The sequence below is a fragment of the Nocardioides campestrisoli genome (assembly GCF_013624435.2).
GTDB classification, from domain to species: domain Bacteria; phylum Actinomycetota; class Actinomycetes; order Propionibacteriales; family Nocardioidaceae; genus Nocardioides; species Nocardioides campestrisoli.
Window position 1 is genome coordinate 1,301,420 of record NZ_CP061768.1, and the last position, 20,405, is coordinate 1,321,824.

At 72.4% G+C, this 20,405-nt stretch carries 22 protein-coding genes and 1 riboswitch; of the genes, 14 read left to right on the plus strand and 8 right to left on the minus strand.

Going from position 1 to position 20,405, the window contains the following annotated elements; translation table 11 throughout:
- Positions 1-47: 47 nt before the first annotated feature.
- Positions 48-803 (plus strand): SDR family NAD(P)-dependent oxidoreductase, encoded by a 756-nt coding sequence (locus H8838_RS06205; RefSeq protein WP_185995090.1) that lies wholly within the window; start codon positions 48-50, stop codon positions 801-803.
- Here H8838_RS06205 and H8838_RS20265 read toward each other — a convergent pair.
- Genes H8838_RS20265 through H8838_RS06220 form a run of 3 tightly spaced genes read right to left on the minus strand, consistent with a single transcriptional unit; the run spans position 755 to position 3,263 of the window.
- Complete coding sequence (locus tag H8838_RS20265) at positions 755-1,006, minus strand: twin-arginine translocase TatA/TatE family subunit (RefSeq protein WP_185995089.1); 252 nt, start codon at positions 1,004-1,006, stop codon at positions 755-757. The genes H8838_RS06205 and H8838_RS20265 overlap by 49 nt on opposite strands.
- Positions 1,006-1,665, minus strand: coding sequence for a Rid family hydrolase (locus H8838_RS06215; protein ID WP_181310304.1), 660 nt, complete (start codon positions 1,663-1,665; stop codon positions 1,006-1,008). Before H8838_RS06215 ends, H8838_RS20265 begins: the two co-directional genes overlap by 1 nt.
- An 11-nt stretch (positions 1,666-1,676) precedes the next feature.
- Positions 1,677-3,263, minus strand: coding sequence for a flavin monoamine oxidase family protein (locus tag H8838_RS06220; RefSeq protein WP_224766422.1), 1,587 nt, complete (start codon positions 3,261-3,263; stop codon positions 1,677-1,679).
- Between the two features lie 239 nt (positions 3,264-3,502).
- Here H8838_RS06220 and H8838_RS06225 point away from each other — a divergent pair, with 239 nt between their 5' ends.
- From H8838_RS06225 to katG, 3 genes are all read left to right on the plus strand, one after another.
- Positions 3,503-3,928 (plus strand): organic hydroperoxide resistance protein, encoded by a 426-nt coding sequence (locus H8838_RS06225; protein ID WP_317983798.1) that lies wholly within the window; start codon positions 3,503-3,505, stop codon positions 3,926-3,928.
- A 72-nt stretch (positions 3,929-4,000) separates the two neighbouring features.
- On the plus strand, positions 4,001-4,456 hold the full coding sequence (locus H8838_RS06230; protein ID WP_185995087.1) for a Fur family transcriptional regulator: 456 nt from the start codon (positions 4,001-4,003) through the stop codon (positions 4,454-4,456).
- Positions 4,453-6,729, plus strand: coding sequence for a catalase/peroxidase HPI (katG, locus tag H8838_RS06235; protein WP_181310308.1), 2,277 nt, complete (start codon positions 4,453-4,455; stop codon positions 6,727-6,729). Before H8838_RS06230 ends, katG begins: the two co-directional genes overlap by 4 nt.
- Positions 6,730-6,838: 109 nt before the next feature.
- Here the strand turns inward: katG and H8838_RS06240 are convergent, their stop codons facing one another.
- The 3 genes from H8838_RS06240 to H8838_RS06250 form a co-directional block, all read right to left on the minus strand.
- A complete protein-coding gene (locus tag H8838_RS06240; protein ID WP_181310309.1) occupies positions 6,839-7,354 on the minus strand; it encodes an MSMEG_6728 family protein in 516 nt (171 codons plus the stop codon).
- 37 nt (positions 7,355-7,391) lie between these two features.
- Positions 7,392-7,877, minus strand: coding sequence for a GNAT family N-acetyltransferase (locus tag H8838_RS06245; RefSeq protein ID WP_181310310.1), 486 nt, complete (start codon positions 7,875-7,877; stop codon positions 7,392-7,394).
- A 132-nt stretch (positions 7,878-8,009) separates the two neighbouring features.
- Positions 8,010-9,056, minus strand: a complete 1,047-nt coding sequence (locus tag H8838_RS06250) for a hypothetical protein (RefSeq protein WP_181310311.1) — start codon at positions 9,054-9,056, stop codon at positions 8,010-8,012.
- A gap of 197 nt (positions 9,057-9,253) precedes the next feature.
- On the opposite strand from H8838_RS06250, the gene H8838_RS06255 reads away from it, so the two are divergent.
- The 6 genes from H8838_RS06255 to H8838_RS06280 all read left to right on the plus strand — a co-directional run bounded on the left by H8838_RS06255 (position 9,254) and on the right by H8838_RS06280 (position 15,541).
- Positions 9,254-10,450: a glycoside hydrolase family 6 protein gene (locus H8838_RS06255; RefSeq protein ID WP_185995086.1), complete on the plus strand. Its 1,197-nt coding sequence runs from the start codon at positions 9,254-9,256 to the stop codon at positions 10,448-10,450.
- Positions 10,451-10,502: 52 nt separating this feature from the next.
- Entirely contained in the window at positions 10,503-11,981 is a 1,479-nt protein-coding gene (locus H8838_RS06260) for a M15 family metallopeptidase (RefSeq protein WP_185995085.1), read from the plus strand.
- A complete protein-coding gene (locus H8838_RS06265) occupies positions 11,978-12,418 on the plus strand; it encodes an HIT family protein (RefSeq protein ID WP_224766423.1) in 441 nt (146 codons plus the stop codon). Before H8838_RS06260 ends, H8838_RS06265 begins: the two co-directional genes overlap by 4 nt.
- A 150-nt stretch (positions 12,419-12,568) precedes the next feature.
- Positions 12,569-13,339: an SDR family NAD(P)-dependent oxidoreductase gene (locus tag H8838_RS06270; RefSeq protein ID WP_185995084.1), complete on the plus strand. Its 771-nt coding sequence runs from the start codon at positions 12,569-12,571 to the stop codon at positions 13,337-13,339.
- A 160-nt stretch (positions 13,340-13,499) separates the two neighbouring features.
- Positions 13,500-13,650: riboswitch (cyclic di-AMP (ydaO/yuaA leader) on the plus strand.
- Between the two features lie 9 nt (positions 13,651-13,659).
- The gene (locus H8838_RS06275) at positions 13,660-14,358 is read left to right on the plus strand and encodes a C40 family peptidase (RefSeq protein WP_224766424.1); all 699 of its coding nucleotides are present in this window, start codon (positions 13,660-13,662) and stop codon (positions 14,356-14,358) included.
- Positions 14,359-14,527: 169 nt separating this feature from the next.
- Positions 14,528-15,541, plus strand: a complete 1,014-nt coding sequence (locus H8838_RS06280) for a DUF3048 domain-containing protein (RefSeq protein WP_185995083.1) — start codon at positions 14,528-14,530, stop codon at positions 15,539-15,541.
- Here the strand turns inward: H8838_RS06280 and H8838_RS06285 are convergent.
- Positions 15,538-16,215, minus strand: a complete 678-nt coding sequence (locus tag H8838_RS06285; RefSeq protein ID WP_181310316.1) for a TetR/AcrR family transcriptional regulator — start codon at positions 16,213-16,215, stop codon at positions 15,538-15,540. The genes H8838_RS06280 and H8838_RS06285 overlap by 4 nt on opposite strands.
- 248 nt (positions 16,216-16,463) lie before the next feature.
- Here H8838_RS06285 and H8838_RS06290 point away from each other — a divergent pair, with 248 nt between their 5' ends.
- Genes H8838_RS06290 through H8838_RS06305 form a run of 4 tightly spaced genes read left to right on the plus strand, consistent with a single transcriptional unit; the run spans position 16,464 to position 19,812 of the window.
- Positions 16,464-17,063, plus strand: coding sequence for a YqgE/AlgH family protein (locus H8838_RS06290; protein ID WP_181310317.1), 600 nt, complete (start codon positions 16,464-16,466; stop codon positions 17,061-17,063).
- Positions 17,064-17,080: 17 nt separating this feature from the next.
- Positions 17,081-17,365 carry a DUF3039 domain-containing protein gene (locus H8838_RS06295; RefSeq protein ID WP_185995082.1) on the plus strand — a complete coding sequence of 95 codons (285 nt, stop codon included), beginning with the start codon at positions 17,081-17,083 and terminating at the stop codon, positions 17,363-17,365.
- On the plus strand, positions 17,362-19,155 hold the full coding sequence (locus H8838_RS06300; protein WP_181310319.1) for a DEAD/DEAH box helicase: 1,794 nt from the start codon (positions 17,362-17,364) through the stop codon (positions 19,153-19,155). Before H8838_RS06295 ends, H8838_RS06300 begins: the two co-directional genes overlap by 4 nt.
- A gap of 18 nt (positions 19,156-19,173) precedes the next feature.
- Complete coding sequence (locus H8838_RS06305) at positions 19,174-19,812, plus strand: IclR family transcriptional regulator (RefSeq protein ID WP_181310320.1); 639 nt, start codon at positions 19,174-19,176, stop codon at positions 19,810-19,812.
- Between the two features lie 39 nt (positions 19,813-19,851).
- Here the strand turns inward: H8838_RS06305 and H8838_RS06310 are convergent, their stop codons facing one another.
- The gene (locus H8838_RS06310) at positions 19,852-20,340 is read right to left on the minus strand and encodes an Lrp/AsnC family transcriptional regulator (RefSeq protein WP_181310321.1); all 489 of its coding nucleotides are present in this window, start codon (positions 20,338-20,340) and stop codon (positions 19,852-19,854) included.
- Positions 20,341-20,405: the final 65 nt, after the last annotated feature.

The following is a 20,405-nucleotide window of genomic DNA, read 5'->3' on the forward strand; positions in this document are numbered from 1 at the left end:
GTCGAATGGCACTGGTCCTGGTGTGGTCGCGGGCCCAGCCTGGGGACATGGCACGCATCTTCATCACCGGCTCGACCGAGGGTCTGGGGAGGGCCGCGGCCGAGGCCTTGCTGGACGAGGGGCACGACGTGGTGGTGCACGCGCGCGACGACGAGCGGCTCCGAGCGGTCGAGGACCTGGTACGCCGCGGCGCCGGCCACGTGACCGGCGACCTGGCCGACCCGGACCAGACGCGCGACGTGGCCGAGCAGGTCAACCGGCTGGGCCGCATGGACGCGGTGATCCACAACGCGGGGGTCTACCGCGGGCCGGACGTGCTGCCGGTCAACGTGGTCGCGCCGTACCTGCTGACCGCCCTGATCTGGCGACCGTCGCGGCTGGTCTACCTCAGCAGCGAGGAGCACCTGGCGGGACGCCCGGTGCTGCGAGGGCAGGACTGGAGCGGCCGGGAGTCGGAGGGGTCCTACCCCGACAGCAAGCTCTTCGTCACCACCCTCGCAGTCGCCATGGCCCGGGTCTGGCCCGAGGTCCTGAGCAACGCCGTGGACCCCGGCTGGGTGCCCACCCGGATGGGCGGTCCCTCGGCGCCCGACGACCTGCGGCTCGGGCACCGCACCCAGGTGTGGCTGGCGACCAGCAGCTCGCCCGAGGCCATGACCTCCGGCGGCTACTGGCGCCACGAGGCGCGCGAGGAGCCGGCGCCGGCCGTCCTTGACCACGAGTTCCAAGCCGAGCTGCTGGTCGCCCTGAGCGACTACACGGGCGAGCCGCTGGCGCCCAGACCGCTGGCGCCCGTGGACTGAGCCACGGGCGGGGCGGGGCGCGAGGTGCCTTCCGGCTGCTCCACGGTCTCGAGCGCGTCCGGCTCCTCCGAGCGTGTCTCGTCCCGGAGGATCCGCAGCGCCTGACCGGTGCCGCGCGCGAGCTCCGGCAGCTTGCGCGCTCCGAAGAGGAGCACGAAGACCGCCAGCAGGATCAGCAGCTCGGTGCTGCCCAGGCCCGCCATCACCGCTTCTTCTTGTCCGGGAAGGCGGCGTCGACCTCGACCTCGACCAGCCACCCGTTGACCGGCAGGTTCTCGATCTCCAGCGCGAACCGCGAGGGGCGGGCCGGGTTGGTCACCATCGGGGCGGCCGGTGCCGCGGTGCCCAGCGGGACGGGCACCGGCTTGCCGGTCGACAGGCTGGTGTTGGCGAAGAACTGGCGGTAGGCCCGGTTCCAGCCGGCGAAGTCCATCTTCTCCTCGCCCGCCGGGTTCTGCAGGAAGACCCGCATGGTGATCACGTCGTCGTAGCTCAGGCCCACCTTGGCGAGGTTCTCCCCGATCCGGCGCAGCACGTTGAGGCCCTGCGCCTCGGTGATCGTCACACCCGGCGGGAGAGCGCCGCCGACCAGGTCGACCGGGTCGATGTAGCGCTCCTGCGACCCCGCGGGCGCCGCGGTGTTGAGCCCGCCGGGGCCCAGGCCGCTGGTCTTGTAGAGCGCGACGTCCTTCCCGATCGCCACGCCCTCGGCGATCATCGGGTTGTCCTGACCTGCGGGCAGGATCGAGACGGTCTCGTCCTTCTTGGGCTCCCAGTACCTGCTTCCGGCGACCGCGGCGGGCGGTGCGACCAGGGCGGCCGTCACCACGGCCGCGAGGATCATCTTCGTGCGGTGGCTCATCGTCGTGCGCATCAGGCGGTCACCCTCTCGTGGATCTGCTGGACGGTCGTGCGGGCCGAGGTCATGGCCCCGTGCTGCCAGGCGATGGCGTGGCTGAGGTGGTCGCCGGCGAAGTAGATGTTCTGCGTCGCGCCGAGCAGGCTCCGGTAGCCGGCGCCCGTCTGGCCGCCGACGGCGCTGGGCCAGCCCACCCAGGCGGCCTCGGAGAACTTGGACGACGCCCAGTCCTGGCTGAAGTGCGCCGCGACCTTCTCGCCGTACACGTCGCCGAAGATCTTCTTGCCCTGGGCGATCGCCTCGGTGAACCGCTCGGCGGGGGTGAGCGCCCCGTAGAAGTTCGCGTTGGTGCCGGTGTTGTAGTAGCCGATCATCGTGCCGCGCTTGCCGTGGTAGTCGTACGACGGGTGCCAGACGTTGGCGAGGTTGGTGTTGGCGTTGGTGATGCCGCCGTAGATGCGGAAGTCCTCCTCCCACCACCGGCGCTCGTACTCGATGCCGATCTTGCCCGCGTTGGTCTTGCTGACCGACCCCAGCGCGGTGACCACCTCGGCGGGCAGGTTGCTCGGGATCCGGGCGGCGATGTGCGGCGGCATGGTGTTGACCGCGAAGTCGGCGGTGATCTTCCGGGTCCCGCCCAGGCCGCGGTACAGGACCTCCACGCCCGTGGTGGTGTTCTTGTACTCGACGACCTCGGCGTTGTAGCGCACGTTGCGCGAGCCGACGGCGTCGGCCAGCGCGTAGGCGATCCGGTCCATGCCCCCGACCGGCTGGTACATCATCATCGCCTGGTCGAAGCCCATCTCGAAGGAGAAGTAGTTGCCCAGGGTGGAGCGGAAGACGTCGGAGACGTCGTACTGGGGGAGCGGGGTGCCGGCCTCCAGGTGCGCGCCCGGCTCGGGGTCGTAGCCGCGGCGTCCGCCGCCGACGTACTCGTTGGCCGAGTTGATCGCCCCGAAGCTGCGCAGGTAGGAGATCAGCGCCTCCTTGTCCTCTGCGGTCAGCTCGGCGTCGAGCGCCCCCTGGCTGGTCGCCTTCGCCAGCAGCTCGGCGGTGTAGCCGTAGGCGTCCGCCTTGATCGCCCGCTGCCGCACGGGCACGCCGTTGAGGGCCCCCGGGACACCCTCACGGTAGAGGAACGCGTCGGCGTTCTGGTTGGTGAAGACCTCGATCGGGACGCCCAGCTCCTTGCAGTAGTCGAGCGTGACGTGCATCTGCGGGATCCGCCCGGGGCCGGCGTTCATGTACTGGCCGCGGGAGAACCGGGCGCGCTGCGAGCGGCCCTTGAGGTCGGTGTAGGAGTCGCCGCCGCGCACCGTCCAGTTGCGCCCGCCGGGCCGGTTCCGGCCCTCCAGGACGGTGACCGAGTAGCCGCCCTTGAGCAGCTCGTACGCCGTGGTCAGGCCGGCGATCCCGCCGCCCAGGACGACGACCGACTTGCGGCCCCGGCGGTGGAGCGCCTCCCGGTCGAGCGGGGTGAACGGGGGAGTCTCCGCATGTGCGGCCGGCGCGAGGCCCAGGGCTCCCATTGTCTGGAACATGACTCCCGCTCCGCCGGCGACGCCGACGCTGCGCAGGAATGCGCGACGTGTCTGTGACAAGTTGACCTCCGAGATTGCCCGGGCCTGCGGCCGCGGGTCCGACTGGTGCACGGGACGCTAGGTAGCGGTGGTTTCGCCGGAGGTCGTGCTCAGGTGACGCCCGCGTTTCCAACCGGGCGGGCGTCGAACAGTCGTGTGTCGGACTCCGCACACGGAGGAGGAGCACGGAGTGCCAGCCGTGCGCAGGAGTGGTGCCGGGGTTGCTCGCAGGGGTTGTGCGCGAGGGGCGCGTCCCTATCGTGGGGCGTATGACTCCTCTCTACACAGCCAGTGCCGTCGCCACCGGGGACGGCCGTAACGGACACGTCGAGACCACGGACGGCCTGCTGGTCACCGACGTGCGCATCCCGAAGGAGATGGGCGGCCCGGGCGGCGCGACGAACCCCGAGCAGCTCTTCGCCGCCGGGTATGCCGCATGCTTCCACTCCGCGCTCCGCCTGGTCGCCCAACAGGCCCAGGCCGACGTCTCGGAGTCCGAGGTGGTCGCGGACGTCTCGATCGGCGACAACGGGAACGGCGGCTTCCTGCTGGCCGTGGCCCTGGAGGTGACGCTGCCCCAGGTCTCCCGGGAGGACGCCGAGAAGCTGGTCGAGCAGGCCCACCAGGTCTGCCCCTACTCCAACGCCACCCGCGGCAACATCGAGGTGGCCCTCACGGTCGCCTGACGGCGGGAGGCGGGCCGCCGGCCGACACTCCCAATCTTGACTTGTTCAAGAAAAGGAACCATGCTGAGACCCATGCAGACGCCTGATTTCGAGGCCTCGCTGCGCACCGCGTCGCTGCGCGTCACCAGACCGCGGATCGCGGTGCTGAGCGCGGTCCACCAGCACCCCCACCTGGACACGGACGCCGTTCTCAACCTGGTCCGCGAGGACCTCGGGACGGTCTCGCACCAAGCGGTGTACGACGTGCTCAAGGCCCTGACCGACGCCGGACTGCTGCGGCGGATCCAGCCGGCCGGGGCCAACGCGCGCTACGAGGCCCGGGTCGGTGACAACCACCACCACGTGGTCTGCCGCAGCTGCGGGGCGATCGCCGACGTCGAGTGCGCCGTCGGTCACGCCCCGTGTCTCACCGCCTCCGACGACCACGGCTTCGTGGTCGACGAGGCGGAGGTCGTGTACTGGGGCACCTGTCCCGCGTGCGCGTCCGCCACCACGCACACCCAACGCCAGCCGGAAGGAAGCAGATGAGCCAGGAAGAGAACACCCCGCAGAGCCCCCAGGGGGTGGACCGCAAGGCCGAGGCCGGGTGCCCGGTCATGCACGACTCGGCGGCTGCGCACGGCAGCGAGAGCGAGAACCCGGCGATCGACTCGCCCCAGCCCAAGACCGGCGGCCGCCCGCACGGCCTCAAGGACTGGTGGCCGAACATGCTGGACCTCTCGGTCCTGCACGCCCACTCCACCAAGGTCAACCCGCTGGACGAGGACTTCGACTACCGCAAGGAGTTCGAGAAGCTCGACCTCGAGGCGCTCAAGGCGGACCTCGTCGAGCTGATGCACTCCTCGCAGGACTGGTGGCCGGCCGACTTCGGCCACTACGGCGGCCTGTTCATCCGGATGAGCTGGCACGCGGCCGGCACCTACCGGATCTACGACGGCCGTGGTGGCGCCGGCGATGGCGGCCAGCGGTTCGCGCCGCTCAACAGCTGGCCCGACAACGCCAACCTCGACAAGGCCCGTCGCCTGCTCTGGCCGATCAAGAAGAAGTACGGCCAGAAGATCTCCTGGGCCGACCTGCTGGTGCTCGCCGGCACGGTCGCGATGGAGGACATGGGCTTCGAGCACTTCGGCTTCGCCTTCGGCCGTGAGGACGTGTGGGAGCCCGAGGAGATCTTCTGGGGCCCCGAGGACACCTGGCTCGGCGACGAGCGCTACACCGGCGAGCGGGAGCTCGACGAGGTCCTCGGCGCGGTCCAGATGGGTCTCATCTACGTCAACCCCGAGGGCCCCAACGGCAACCCCGACCCGCTGGCCTCGGCCCGCGACATCCGCGCCACCTTCGCCCGGATGGCGATGAACGACGAGGAGACCGTCGCGCTGATCGCCGGTGGTCACACCTTCGGCAAGACCCACGGTGCCGGCGACGCCGACCTGGTCGGCCCCGAGCCCGAGGGCGCTCCGCTGGAGCAGCAGGGCCTGGGCTGGAAGAGCGAGTTCGGCTCCGGCAAGGGCGGGGACACCATCACCTCCGGCCTCGAGGTCACCTGGACCTACCACCCGACCCGCTGGGACAACGAGTTCTTCCACATCCTGTACGCCTACGACTGGGAGCTCTTCAAGTCCCCGGCCGGCGCGTACCAGTGGCGGCCGAAGGACGGCGCCGGCTCCGACATGGTGCCGGGTGCTCACGAGGGCGACGAGCGCCGCGAGCCGCGGATGCTCACCTCCGACCTGGCGCTGCGCTTCGACCCGGAGTACGACAAGATCTCGCGACGGTTCAAGGAGAACCCGGAGGAGTTCCGCCTCGCCTTCGCCAAGGCCTGGTACAAGCTGCTCCACCGCGACATGGGTCCGGTCTCGCGCTACCTCGGCCCCTGGGTGCCCGAGCCGCAGCTGTGGCAGGACCCGGTGCCGGCCGTCGAGGGCGAGCTGATCGGCGACGCCGACGTGGCCGCGCTCAAGGCCAAGGTGCTCGACTCCGGCCTCTCGGTCGCCGAGCTGGTCTCCACCGCGTGGGCCTCGGCCGCGACCTTCCGGTCCACCGACAAGCGCGGTGGCGCCAACGGTGCGCGGATCCGCCTCGAGCCGCAGCGCGGCTGGGAGGTCAACCAGCCGGAGCAGCTGGCCAAGGTGCTCGGCAAGCTCGAGGAGATCCGCTCCGAGTTCAACGGCCAGGGCGGGGCCCAGGTCTCGCTGGCCGACCTGATCGTGCTCGCCGGCAACGCCGGGGTGGAGAAGGCCGCCAAGGACGCGGGCGTGGAGATCACCGTGCCGTTCCACCCGGGCCGCACCGACGCCACCCAGGAGCAGACCGACGTCGACTCCTTCCGGGTGCTCGAGCCGAAGTTCGACGGGTTCCGCAACTACCTGCGCCCGGGCTCGAAGCGGGAGCCGGAGACCCTGCTGGTCGAGCGCGCGTACATGCTCGACCTGACGGCGCCCGAGATGACCGTCCTGGTCGGCGGCCTGCGCTCGCTCGGCAACAACTACGGAGGCGCGCAGCACGGCGTCTTCACCGAGCGTCCCGGCGTGCTCAGCAACGACTTCTTCGCCAACCTGCTGGCCCCCGGCACGCAGTGGAAGGCGTCGGAGTCCGAGGAGGGCGTCTTCGAGATCCGCGACCTCTCCTCCGGTGAGCTGAAGTGGACGGCCACCGCGGTCGACCTGATCTTCGGGTCGAACTCGCAGCTGCGTGCGCTGGCCGAGGTCTACGCCAGCGACGACGCGCAGGAGAAGTTCGTGCGCGACTTCGTCGCCGCCTGGACCAAGGTGATGGAGCTCGACCGCTTCGACCTGGTCTGAGCACCTGAGCACCTGAAGGCCTGAGGGCCTGAGCCCGAGCCCCGGTCGCCCGCAGTGCGGGTGGCCGGGGCTCGGTCGTTCCGGACTGGGTGGTTCCGGGCTCGGCCGGTCAGCCCCGGGAGCGGGCGGCGGCGCGCTCGGCGCGCCGGCGCTCACGCTCCAGCACCGCGGGGGAGCGGACCGGCCAGACGTAGGGCAGGTCGTCGGGCACGCCGGGGAAGAGCGCCCGGTAGTGCTCGGGGTCCTTGCGCACCAGCGCCGACCGGTGGCTCAGGTGCAGTGCCTCCTCACCGAGCCAGGACGGCAGCTCGCCCGCCCCCGCGAGCTCGGCCTGGGTGCGCACCCGGGTCACGCCGGCCGCGGCGAGGTCGTCGGCGATGGTTGCGGCGCAGGTGTCGGCGAAGCCGAGCCGGGTCCACACCTCGCAGCAGACGAGGCCGTACCGGCCCAGCGCCTCCTCGTGCCCGCGCCACATCAGCACCGCGGGGTGGTTGCCCCAGCCGTAGTCGGTGCGGGTCAGCGCCCGGACGACCTGCAGCGTCTCCACCCGCTGCTTGCCCAGACGCCTCACGTCCAGGACGCGCGCGGACGCCTCGAAGTCGGCGTACGGGAGGAACGTCTGCACCCTGGCCAGGGTAGCCAGGGGACGGGGACGCGCCGTCTCAGCTGGCGGTGCGCAGCCGCATGGTCTGCATCTGCAGCGGAGAGCCCTCGCGCAGCGGCACCCGCTCGCCGGTCGGCTCGAAGCCGTGCGACTCGTAGACCGACCGGGCCGGGTCGTTGCCGTCGGTGACGTGCAGGTGGACGTCGAGGGAGTGCGCCCGGCACCACTCGACGAGCTCGCTCACCACGCGCCGGCTCAGGCCCTGGCCCCGCGCCTCGGGTGCGGTCCAGATGCCCCACAGCCACGCGGTCCGCGACTCGGGGTAGGCCAGCGCCCCGCCCATCGCGACCGGGTGCTCGCCGTCGAGGATCAGCAGCGTCGGGCCGGCCTGGTCGGCCCGGGCCCGCCAGGCGTCCTCGGGGTCCTCGCTGGACTGCTGCAGACTGGCCTGGAAGGCGTCGGGGGAGTCGGCGAGCGCACGCAGGCGGATCTCGCGCAGGGACATCCAGTCCTCGCCGGTGAGGATGCGGGAGACGTAGGGCATCGGGCAATCGTGAGGGCCGAGGCGCCCCCGTTCAAGCGGTCGAGACGAGCGCCACACCAGCACCACACACCAGCACCAGACGAGCACCACACCGGCGCCACGCGGGTGGGCGCGGCGGGGCCGGTGCGACCGTCAGCCGTCGGCCTGAGCGTGGGCGTGGTCGCGCACGGCTCGGTAGGCGCAGCGGGTGGAGAGCGCCTTGCCCAGGTCGTCGGTGATGCCGGTGAAGAACTGACGCCGGTAGGTCTCGTCGGTGACCGCGTAGACGGCGAAGTAGAGGCCGGAGAAGGCCGCGAGGAAGACCGAGACCCGGACAAGCTCCCAGGTCAGCGCCCCGACGGCCCGGGTCGGCTCCACCCCGACCCAGCTGGTGGCGACCTCGTCCGGGATGGCGACCACGCCGAAGCCCAGGAAGAAGGCGAAGACCGCGACGCTGAGGAGCAGCACCTGGACGGCCTGCGAGGCCAGCAGCACCAGCACCAGGTTGGCCCGCTCGAGCCGCGAGGGGACGCTCACGTCCGCGGCGCGCCCCACCTGGGCCGACCACGCGGCGAACGGGGTGCCGGCGCACGCGCTCTCGATGCCGTCGGGGTCGAGCTGCTCGGTGAAGGAGTCCACCTCCTCGGGCAGCTTGAACAGGAGGAAGCCCACTGCGGCGGCGGCGAAGCCGAGGACCGCCGCCCACATCACGCCGCCGGAGAGCCGGGCGGCGACCTGCCACACCTCGGCGTTGATGAACAGGAAGGTGATGAAGAGCATGAGCATCGGCAGCGCCCGGGCCACGAGCGGCACCATCAGCCCGAGGGAGGAGAACGTCTTGCCGGTCGCCCAGCGCAGCCACAGCCACACCCGCAGCGTGGCCAGCGCGTAGCCGGCCACCACCACCCCGAGGGTGGTCAGCGCGGCCGAGGCGGCGACGTACCGGTCCGAGAGTGGCAGCGTGATCGCTCCGGCGACCGCGGCGAGCAGCACCGCGACGACCGCGACCCCGACCAGGCGGGGGCGGCGCAGGCCGCCGGCGACCCGGGCGCGCACGTCGTCGACGAAGTAGGGCAGGCCGTGGTCGAGGAACCACCGCTCGGCCGCGGCCATGGTCCCCGAGTCGGTGCCCGGGGCCGTTCCTGCCGGGTTGCCCGGCGCGTCCGTCGGGGTGCCCGCGTCGGCTCGCGTCTGGTGCATGGTCGTCCTCCCGCCCGTGGGCCGCTCCGCGGCGTCCGGCGCATCGTCGCACGCCGGCTGCCGCGCCTGGCGGCGTCCTCGGTACTTCCCGTGACGCGGGACGCGCTGCGCGGTTAGCGTGACGCGTGCTGTCTCGATCCCGCCCGCCGGTCGCCTCCGGCCCCTCGCCCCGCCTCGCTCGGTGGGGGGCGGGCCCCGTGCTCGCGCTTGCCGTCGCCCTGCTCGTTGCCGTGCTCGGCCCCCTGACCGCCGCGTCCGCCTCGGACCAGGACGGCCCGGTCTCCCGGCCGGCGGACCAGTCGGGCGCCCAGGACGGCGCCGCGCGAGCGGCCCGCCCGGCGCCGCGTCGCGAGGTCTGGCAGGCCGCGGAGCCGGCGTACCCGGAGAACCGGCGCAACCCGCTCGCCGGGCGGGTGTGGGGCGTCTACCAGGGACCGCAGGACCAGGTCTGGGCCCCGTTCCAGGCGACCACCGGCACCGAGCGGCGGCTGGTCGGGAAGATCGCCCTGCGACCGCGGACCAAGTGGTACGGCACGCACGTGCCCGACGACCAGATCGAGTCCCGGGCGCGGGACTACATCGCCGCCTCCCAGCAGGGGGACCCCGAGCGGCTCGTGCAGATCGCGGTCTTCCGGATGCAGCCCTGGGAGCACGAGGCCTGCACCCGGCCCTCGACCCCGGCGGAGCGGCAGAGCTACCGCACCTGGATCGACAACCTGGCGCGCGGGATCGGCGCCACCCCCACCCTGGTGGTGATGCAGCCGGACGGCCCGTTCCTGTGGTGCGTGCCGGACCGGGGCAAGAAGTCCCGGCTGCTGAGCGAGGCCACGCGCACGCTCAGCGCGCTGCCGAACACCGAGGTCTACCTCGACGCAGGCGCGGCCGACTGGTGCGAGAACGACCGCGGCAACGACCCCCGGCGGTGCGCCCAGATCCTCAAGCGCACCGGCATCGAGCACGCCCGCGGCTTCGCGCTCGACTCCACCCACTACACCGGACCGGGCGACAACATCCGGCACGGCCACGAGATCGTCAAGCTCCTCAAGCGCTGGGGCTACGGGAAGAAGCACTTCATCATCGACACGGCCAAGAGCGGGCGACCCACCCGCTGGCTGGACATGGTGCCGGCCACCAAGCACGACCTCACCGACAACGCCCGCACCTGCACGAGCCGGCGGATGAAGCGCTGCGTGACGCTGGGCATCCCGCCGACCGTCCGGGTCGCGGCCCGGCGCTGGGGACTGCCGGCGCAGGACCGCCGGGTGGCCGCGCGCTACGTGGACGGCTTCGTCTGGTTCGGTCGGCCCTGGCTCTACAACCAGGCCGACCCGTTCGTGCTCCAGCGGGCGCTGGACATGGGCCGCAGCACCCCCTGGCCCGGACCGCTGCTCTGAGCCGCCGAGCCTGGCGGGCGCCCGCGTCGTCGCGGTGTGTGAACATGCGGGCATGCGTGCACTGCTCGTCTCCCTCCTCGGTACGGCGGCGGTGCTGGCCGGCCTGCCCGTCGCGCCCGCAGCCTCCTCGGCAGCCCCTGGCAGCACGGCTCGCGACTCCCTCGCCGTACGCGGCTCCGCGAGCGGCGTGCTGCTCACCCTCACGAGCGCACCCGGCCTCGCCGACGACCTCACCTCGGTGACGCTCACCGCCACCGGGGTCGACGGGCTCGGCCTGGCGAACGCGCCGGTGACGATCGAGCGGGTCGGCTCGGGGTCGTGGGTCAGGGCGGCCGACGTGGTGACCGACGCGGCCGGGGTGACCACCTTCGCGCTCCCGGTGGCCCGGACCCCGGACGACAACCGGCTGCGGGCGACGTACGCCGGGGACGCGACGCACCCGGCTGCGGTCTCCGCCGAGCACGCGCTCACCCTGGTGCCGCGGGAGAGCAGGCTGCGCCTGCGCGGCCCGAGGCGCGTGGTGGACGAGCAGACGGCGACGCTGCGGGTGGAGTGGACCACCGCCCGAGGCGCGCCGGTGGCGGGCCCGGTGCAGCTGCAGCGCCGGCTGGTGGCCCGCCCGGGCGAGCGGATGACCCCGGCCCAGCGGCGCGCGCAGCCTTGGCGCACGGTGCAGCAGGTGGAGACCGCGGCCGACGGGTCAGCGTCGGTCGAGGTGCGTCCGCGCGCGACCTTCCGGTGGCGCGCGGTCGTCGGTGACCAGTCCTGGCTCTCGGGGACCCGGAGCCGGGTGCTGACCCTGCGCAACCTCCCGCCAGGTGTCCCGGTGCGGCTGCCCCGTGCCGCGCCCCGGCCGCGGATCTCCCTGCCTCCGCAGCCACGGGCGACCGGCCCGGGGGTGCACGCGGTGGTCCGGGAGATCCCCGACGGCGTGTGGCGGCAGATGGTGGGCCGCTCGTGGCGCCCCGGCTGCCCCGTCGGCCGGGCCGGGCTGCGGCTGGTCCAGCTCAACTACTACGACTTCGACGGCTACCGGCGCCGCGGCGAGCTGGTGGTCAACGCCGGGATCACCGGCCAGGTGGTGAGCGCGTTCACCGAGTGGCACGAGCGGCGGATGCCGATCCGTTCGATGTACCGGGTCGACCGGTTCGGCTGGTCCCCGCGACTGCGGGGCGCCGACGACTACGCGTCGATGGCCGCGGGGAACACCTCGGCGTTCAACTGCCGCCAGGTGGTCGGCAACCCCCGGGTCCGGTCGCCGCACTCGTGGGGACGCTCGGTGGACATCAACCCCTGGGAGAACCCGTACCGAAGTCGCGCCGGGATCGTGCCCAACACCTGGTGGGCGTCGCGCTCGCACGCCCGCGTCGCCTGGCGCTCCCCGAGCCACCCGGTGGTGGCGCTGATGCGCCGCCACGGGTTCCGCTGGACCTACGGGCGCCAGGACAACCACCACTTCGACGCCGCCGGCGCCACCGGGCGGCTGGCCGCCGTGCTCGCCGGGGACCGGTGCGGGGGAGTGTGCACGTGAGCACCGGGGACGAAGCACTGGCCGCCGAGCCGGGCTGCCTGTTCTGCACCATCGTCGCCGGCGACGCGGAAGCCGAGGTGGTGCTGCGCACCGAGGACCACGTCGCGTTCCTCGACGTACGGCCGGTCTTCAAGGGCCACGTCCTGCTCGTGCCGCGGCGGCACGTGATCACCCTCCCCGACCTGCCCGCGGAACTGCGCGACGGCTTCCTGGCCCAGGCCCAGCGGCTGGCCACCGCGGTCGTTGACGGGCTCGGCGCCCAGGGGTCCTTCGTGGCGATGAACAACGTGGTCAGCCAGTCGGTGGCGCACCTGCACCTGCACGTGGTGCCGCGGACGAAGGGCGACGGCCTGCGGGGGTTCTTCTGGCCCCGTACGAAGTACGCCGACGACGCCGAGCGGGCCGCGTACGGCGAGCGGCTGCGCGCGGTGCTCTGACCCGGGACCGGATCAGCGCACGCGGTGATCTCGGCGACGAGGCGGCCGCCGATGGTGGGCGGACCGCCCAGAGCCAGGGCCGTGCGCAGCGCCTAGAGTGACCACCCGGAGCGGGGACCGGCCTCGCACACCCCGAGGAGGTCACCTGACATGGGTCGTTTCGACGGTCGCGTCGCAGTCATCACCGGAGCAGCACGAGGCATCGGCTTCGGCACCGCCCAGCGCTTCGCCGCCGAGGGGGCCAGCGTGGCCATCATCGACCTCGACGAGGCCGCGGCCGCCGAGGCCGCGGGCCGCCTGGAGACGGTCGGCCAGGCCAAGGCCGTCGGGATCGGCGCGGACGTCAGCGACGCCGCCTCGGTCGAGGTCGCGGTCGAGCGGGTCGTGAGCGAGCTCGGCGGCATCCACATCCTCGTCAACAACGCCGGGATCACCCGCGACAACCTGCTGTTCAAGATGACCGAGCAGGACTGGGACCTGGTCATGGGCGTGCACCTCAAGGGCGCCTTCCTGATGACCAAGGCCGCGCAGAAGCACTTCGTGGACCAGAAGTACGGGAAGATCGTCAACCTCTCCAGCGTCTCCGCGCTCGGCAACCGGGGCCAGGCCAACTACTCGGCGGCCAAGATGGGCGTCCAGGGCCTCACCCGGACCCTGGGCATCGAGCTGAGCCCCTTCGGCATCAACACCAACGCCGTGGCGCCGGGCTTCATCGCCACCGAGATGACCGACGCGACCGCCGCCCGCCTGGGCCTGGGCGTGGAGGAGTTCCGCGAGCTCAACGCCAAGAACAACCCCGTCCGCCGGGTCGGTTTCCCCGAGGACATCGCCGCGGCCGTGACCTTCCTGGCCAGCGACGAGGCGTCGTACATCACCGGTCAGACGCTCTACGTCGACGGTGGCGCCAAGCTGGTGAGCTGATTCACTTCAGGCTCCCTGACGGGGAGACTTGGCTCACGCCCCAGGCGTGGCCGGGTCTCCCCGTTTTGCGTTGACCCAGGGTCATGTGCCTGACTCGGGGGGTCGAGAGATCGACCGACAAGTCAAGAGTTCCCCGGGTACGCCGAGTCCTGCCCTCCCGGATGGAGCACCGCAACATCCATGCATGGGCAGGAGTGGGGGACCCAGGTTTCTCGCCGTCCGCGGACGGCTCGGGGTGAAGTCACCTCTGGTGGCGGAGCACTTTCCAGCTCCAACCCGACAGCTCACCTCACAGGCGTGGGAAAGGAACTCGCTCCACCATGCCTGTCTTCGCACGTCACACCTCTGCGCGCCCTCACACCACCCGCGCCCTCACCGCCACCCTCATGCTCGGACTCGTCACCGGGCTCGGCCTCGCCGCTCCGGCCGCGACGCCGGTGGCCCACGCCGCCCCCCAGACGCTCCCGCAGACCGAGACCCCGGCCACGCCCACCTCGGCGGAGACCAACGCCGCCGACACCGCCGCCAAGGGCCGGGCCGCCCAGCGCAAGGCGCGCATCGCCAAGCGCAAGGCGCGGATCGCCAAGCGCAAGGCCCTGCGCGCCAAGCGGGCCCGGGTCGCGGCCCGCAGGGCCAAGTGGTCGAAGATCCGCCAGATCGGCCGGGCCAAGAACGTCGCCCTGGCCCAGCGCGGCGACGCCTACGTGTACGGCGCCACCGGCCCGAACGCCTTCGACTGCTCCGGCCTGGTCCAGTACGCCTACCACCGCGCCGGGTTCAAGGGCATGCCCCGGACCTCCGGCGCCCAGGCCGCGCACACCCGTCGGATCTCCAAGGCCGCGATGAAGCCCGGCGACCTGATGTTCTTCGCCAACGGCGGCGGGGTCTACCACGTGGGCATCTTCGCCGGTCGCGGCAAGGGCGGCACCCCGCTGATGGTGCACGCCTCCCGCCCGGGCACGCCGGTGCAGACCGCCGCGCCCTGGACCTCGAGCTGGTTCGCCGGCACGGTCCGCTGATCCCGCGCTGAGCTTGCGCTGATCTGGCGCTGAGGGGGCCGAGGCACCCGTGGCCCCGCCGACTACGGTGGAGGTGCGGGTGTCTCGGCCCGTTCCGCGCGTCCTGCGGCGCTGTGCCTCCGGGCACCCGCAGACTGAGCGGGATACCAGCACCACGATCGGAGTTCCTGTGCGTCGCGCCCCTGCCCTCACCGCTTCCCTCCTCACCGCTGCCCTGCTCCTGGCCGGGTGTGGCGGAGGCGAGGAGTCCACCTCCTCCACCCCGGCGGAGAGTCCCGCGTCCCAGGCGCCCGCCGAGCAGGCCGAGCCGGAGACCTGGCCGCTGACCGGGCTCCCCGTGGCCGACGGCGACTCGGCGGCCACGAAGCACCCGGTGCTGGTGACCAAGATCGACAACACCGCCAGCGCCGCCCCCCAGCTGGGACTCGGCAAGGCCGACATGGTGGTCGAGGAGCTGGTCGAGGGCGGCACCACCCGGCTGGCTGCCTTCTTCTACAGCCAGCTGCCCGACGTGGCCGGTCCGGTCCGCTCGATGCGGGCCAGCGACATCGGCATCGTCACCCCGGTCAAGGCCCAGGTGATCACCAGTGGCGCGGCGCCGGTGACCAAGAACCGGATCAGCGGCGCGGGCATCACCTTCTACGAGGAGGGGGCCAAGGGCCTGTTCCGCGAGAGCAGCCGCTACGCGCCGTACAACCTGATGGCGCGACCCGGCGAGGTGGCCGGCGTCGCAGCCGGCGCCAAGGCGCGCCCCGCCGACTACTTCACCTTCGGGGAGCGTTCCGACCTGCCCAAGGGCAGGAAGGCGACGACCCTCAACGCGAACTTCGGCCGGCACACCACCAGCTGGCAGTTCGACAACGGCCGCTACCGCAACGTCAACGGGTACGCCGGTGCCGGCGACGAGTTCGTCGCGGACACCGTGCTGGTCCTCCGGGTCCGGGTCGGCGACGCCGGCTACCTCGACCCGGCCGGCAGCTTCGTGCCGGAGACGATCTTCGAGGGCTCCGGCCCCGCCCAGCTCTTCCACCGTGGCCGCGTGGTCAACGCGACCTGGTCCAAGTCCGGGCTGAAGGGCCAGCTGAAGCTGGAGGCCGGCGGCGAGGAGATCCCGGTGCCCCGTGGGCGCACCTGGGTCGAGCTGGTCCCCCAGGGCACCGGCGCGGTGACCTTCTCGCGCTAGCGGGACGGGGGTCGGGGCAGCACCGTCCTGGTGATCTCGGACAGCGGTGCGCCCGACTCGACCAGCTGGCGGATCGAGGCCAGCATCAGGCCGATCACCTGCTCGGCCCTCGCGGCGTCTGTCTCGGGGTGCTCACTGGTGGCCACGCCGGCTCCGGCCGTGTTGAGCGCGCCGAAGAAGAGCCGGGCGAAGGTGCGCAGCACCTCGTCGTCGACCTCCCAGGAGCCCGAGCCCAGGATGTTGCGCAGGATCCCCTCGACCAGCGCGAAGGTCGGCCGTGCCTCCTCGCGCAGCCGCTCGGGGCTCAGCACGGCCGGTCCGTCCTGGACGACGATCCGGCGGTAGCCGGGGTCGCGGACGGTCTGGAGGAAGACCCGCAGCCCGGCGCCGGCCTGGGCCCACGGGTCCTCCTCGGCGTCGACGGAGCGGTGGATCAGCCGGGCCGACTCCTCGTCGATCTGGGTGAAGACGGCCTCGAAGACCGCCTGCTTGCTGCTGAAGTGGTGGTACAGCGCGCCCTTGGTGACCGAGGCGTCGGCGACGATCGCGTCCAGGGAGGTGGCGGCGTACCCCTGCTCGGTGAAGAGCCGCTCGGCGGCCCCGAGGAGGTCTCGGCGCGTGGCCGCGGAGTAGTCCTGCCGTCGCGCCACCCGTGGCGTCCTGAGCTCGGTCATCCCGGCAGTCTAGGGAGTGCGGCTCCCCACGCGCGGTTGTGCGGAGAGTCACTCATTGAACGTTTGCATACCAGCGGTATGCCGACGTACGTTTAAAGCGTGCTCAAGGACCTTCGGGTCCGTCCCCCGATGAGCCAGACAGCCCCGTCCCTGCGCCGCGGTCTCTCCCAAGGCACCGCACCTCCCTCCCTCCCTGAGCGCCGGGCCGGGGCTGTCGTCTTCTCCCTGACGTGCCCCATGATGGAGACATGGGTGACGCCGAGCAGGACGCGGAGCGCGAGCGCACGGTCAGGGCCGGCTCGCTGCTGGTCGCGACGCCGGGGATGACCGATCCGAACTTCGCCGACACCGTGGTGCTGATGCTCGACGTGGACGCCGACGGTGCCCTGGGCGTGGTGCTCAACCGCCCGTCGCCGGTGCTGGTCTCCGAGGTGCTGGGGGAGTGGGGCGAGGTGGCCACCGAGCCGGAGGTGCTCTTCCACGGGGGACCCGTGGGGGTGGAGGGGGCGCTGGCGGTCGCCCAGCTGGCCGACCCGGCGGACGAGCCCGTGGGCTTCCGCGCGGTCTGGGTCAACCAGGGCACGGTGCTCGGCATCGTCGACCTCGACGCCCCCCTCGAGCTCGTCAGCGGGTCGCTCTCCGGGCTCCGGGTCTTCGCCGGGTACGCCGGCTGGGGCGCCCAGCAGCTGCGCGGCGAGGTGGCCCGGGGCGACTGGTACGTCGTCCCGGGTGACGAACGCGACGTCTTCCGCGTGGACCCGGAGACGCTCAGGCGGGACGTGCTGCGTCGGCAGCCCGGCGAGCTGGCCTGGCACTCCACGCGGCCTGACGATCCTGCCCTCAACTGACCTAGACTGACCGGACCATGACCCAGATCGGATTCTCGCCCGGAGCCTCGACCGTCGAGGACACTCGCACCGTCCCCACCGACGACGGTGACCACGAGCGGTTCTCCCACTACGTGCCCAAGGACAAGCTCACCGAGGCCATGGTCATGGGCACCCCCGTGATCGCGCTGTGCGGCAAGGTCTGGGTGCCCAGCCGTGCCCCGGAGAAGTACCCGGTGTGCCCGGAGTGCAAGGAGATCTGGGACTCCCTCAAGCCCGGCGGGGGAGGGAAAGGTCCCGGTTCGGGGGGCAACGACGCGTGAGTGACCGGGCAGAGACCGGCCCCGTCACTCCTGCGCTCTCCCCGGCCTGGCCGGAGCGTGCCGCGTGGGGCACCGCGGGATCCCTGCGCGCGTGGCAGGCGGCCGCCATGACGAAGTACTTCGAGGAGCAGCCCCGCGACTTCCTCGCGGTGGCGACCCCGGGGGCCGGCAAGACGACCTTCGCACTCACCGTCGCCGCCGAGCTGCTCAGCCGGCGGATCGTCGACCGGGTGACGATCGTCGCCCCGACCGAGCACCTCAAGGTCCAGTGGGCCGAGGCCGCGCAGCGGGCGGGCATCCCGATCGACCCGACGTACGCCGCCGGCAAGGGCCGCACCTCCAAGGACTACCTCGGGATCGCCGTCACCTACGCCGGGGTGGCGGTCAACCCGCTCGCGATGCGGATCCGCACCGAGCGGTTCAAGACCCTGGTGATCCTCGACGAGGTGCACCACGCCGGCGACGCGCTGGCCTGGGGCGAGGGGGTGCGCGAGGCCTTCGACCCCGCCACCCGGCGCCTCGCGCTGACCGGTACGCCGTTCCGCTCCGACGTGAACCCGATCCCGTTCGTCACCTACGCGCCCGGGCCGGACGGCATCCCGCGCTCGGCCGCCGACTACACCTACGGCTACGCCCAGGCGCTGGCCGACCACGTGGTCCGCCCCGTGCTCTTCATGGCCTACTCGGGTGAGATGCAGTGGCGCACCCGGATGGGCGACGAGATCACCGCCCGGCTGGGCGAGCCGTTGACCAAGGACATGCACGCCCAGGCGCTGCGTACGGCGCTGGACCCCGCCGGCTCGTGGATGCCGTCGGTGCTCGAGGCAGCCGACACCCGGCTCACCGAGGTACGCCGGCACATGCCCGACGCCGGTGGCCTGGTGATCGCCTCGGACCAGGAGAGCGCGCGCGCCTACGCGAAGATCCTGCGCGGGATCTGCGGCGAGTCGCCCACGGTGGTCCTCTCCGACGAGAAGCTGTCGTCGAAGAAGATCTCGAAGTTCTCCGAGTCCGAGGACCGCTGGATGGTCGCGGTGCGGATGGTCTCCGAGGGGGTCGACGTCCCCCGGCTCGCGGTCGGGGTCTGGGCGACCCGCACCTCGACGCCGCTGTTCTTCGCCCAGGCCGTCGGCCGCTTCGTCCGGGCCCGCAAGCGCGGCGAGACCGCGTCGGTCTTCCTGCCCTCGGTGCCCAACCTGCTGGGCTTCGCCTCCGAGATGGAGGTCGAGCGGGACCACGTGCTGGGCCGCAAGGTGAACGACGACGGCGACATCTTCGCCGCCGAGAACGACCTGCTCGCCCAGGCCCAGGCCTCGGAGGGCGCCTCCGACGACCTGGAGGGGACGTTCGAGGCGGTGGGGTCGACGGCCTCGTTCGACCGCGTGCTCTACGACGGCGGCGAGTTCGGCCACTCCGGCGAGGTGCACGTGGGCTCGGAGGAGGAGATGGACTTCCTCGGCATCCCCGGCCTGCTCGAGCCCGACCAGGTGCGCGAGCTGCTGCACTCGCGCCAGAGCGAGCGCGCGGCCCGGCAGAAGGCGGCCGCACCGCGCCGGGAGGCAGAGGAGTCGGTCGCCGCGCTGTCGACGCACGAGCAGCTCGCGGTGCTGCGCCGCGAGCTCAACGGCCTGGTCGCCTCCTGGTACCACCGCACCGGGCAGCCCCACGGGGTGACCCACGCGGCGCTGCGCAAGGAGTGCGGCGGGCCCGCCGCAGCGGTGGCCACCGCGGAGCAGCTGCACGCTCGGATCGACACGTTGAGGAATTGGGCGGTCCGCAAGTCGTCCTGATCGGCCTACACTCAAAAAATGGCCGCTGAGACGTCACAGACCCTGGACCGGGGCATCCGGGTGCTGTCCACCTTGGCGGGAGAGCCCGACGGGCTCACCGTGACCGAGCTGGCGGTCCGGCTGGAGGTCAACCGCACCGTCGTCTACCGGCTGGTCTCCACCCTCGAGCAGCACGCGCTGGTCCGCCGTGGCCCGCACGGGCGGCTCCAGGTCGGGCTGGGCGTGCTGCACGTGGCCTCCGCGGTGCAGCCGGTGCTGCGCGACCTCGCGGTCCCGGTGCTGCGCCAGCTCGCCGAGACCGTCGGCTGCACGGCACACCTCACGGTCGCCGACGGGGACGAGGCGCTCGCCCTGGCGGTCGTCGAGCCGTCGTGGACCGACTTCCACGTCGCCTTCCGGGTGGGCTCCAGGCACCCGCTCGACCAGGGGGCGGCCGGCCGCGCGATCCTGCTGGGGCGCCGCGAGTCCGACCGCGACTACGTGGTCAGCCAGGGCGAGCTGCAGTCGGGGGCGCACGGCCTGGCCGCGCCGATCCGGGGGGTGCAGGGCCTCGACGCCTCGGTCGGCATCGTCACCCTCGGGCGGCCGGTGGACGAGTCGGTGGTGGCGCCCCGGGTGGTCGCGGCTGCCCGCGAGATCGCCTCCCGCCTGGTCTGAGCCGACGTACGCAGCCCGGTCGGCGGTTCGAGCCGCTCGTCAGGCCGGCGGTTCGGGCGGCTCCTGCGGCGCCGCGGCGGCGCGGGCGAGCGGGAGCACCCGGTGCCCGACCTGCTCGGTCAGGGAGATCACGGTGGCGCAGCGCACGATCGCCGCGTCGTCCAGCACCAGGTCGATCACCCGTTGCAGGTCGGCGTTCGACCGGGCCACCACCCGCGCCCACAGGTCCCCGGCGCCGGTGATGGTGTGCACCTCCAGGACCTCCGCGATCGCGGCCAGGTGTGTGGCGACCGCCTGGTGTCCTGAGCCCTGGCGGATCTCCAGGGTGAGGAAGGCAGTGACCGGGTAGCCCAGCGCGGCGGGGGAGAGCCGGGGCGCCCAGTCGGTGATCACGCCGGTCCGGGCGAGCCGGTCCAGCCGCGCCTGGACCGTGCCTCGCGCCACCGCGAGTCGACGCGACGCCTCGAGGACGCCGATCCTCGGGTCCTCCGAGAAGAGATCGAGCAACCTGCGGTCCAACGCGTCCATCGAGAGCCTCCGGTTCGAGCAACTTGTCCACCCTGTTGGAGGACGATTGCACACCTTGCGCATCG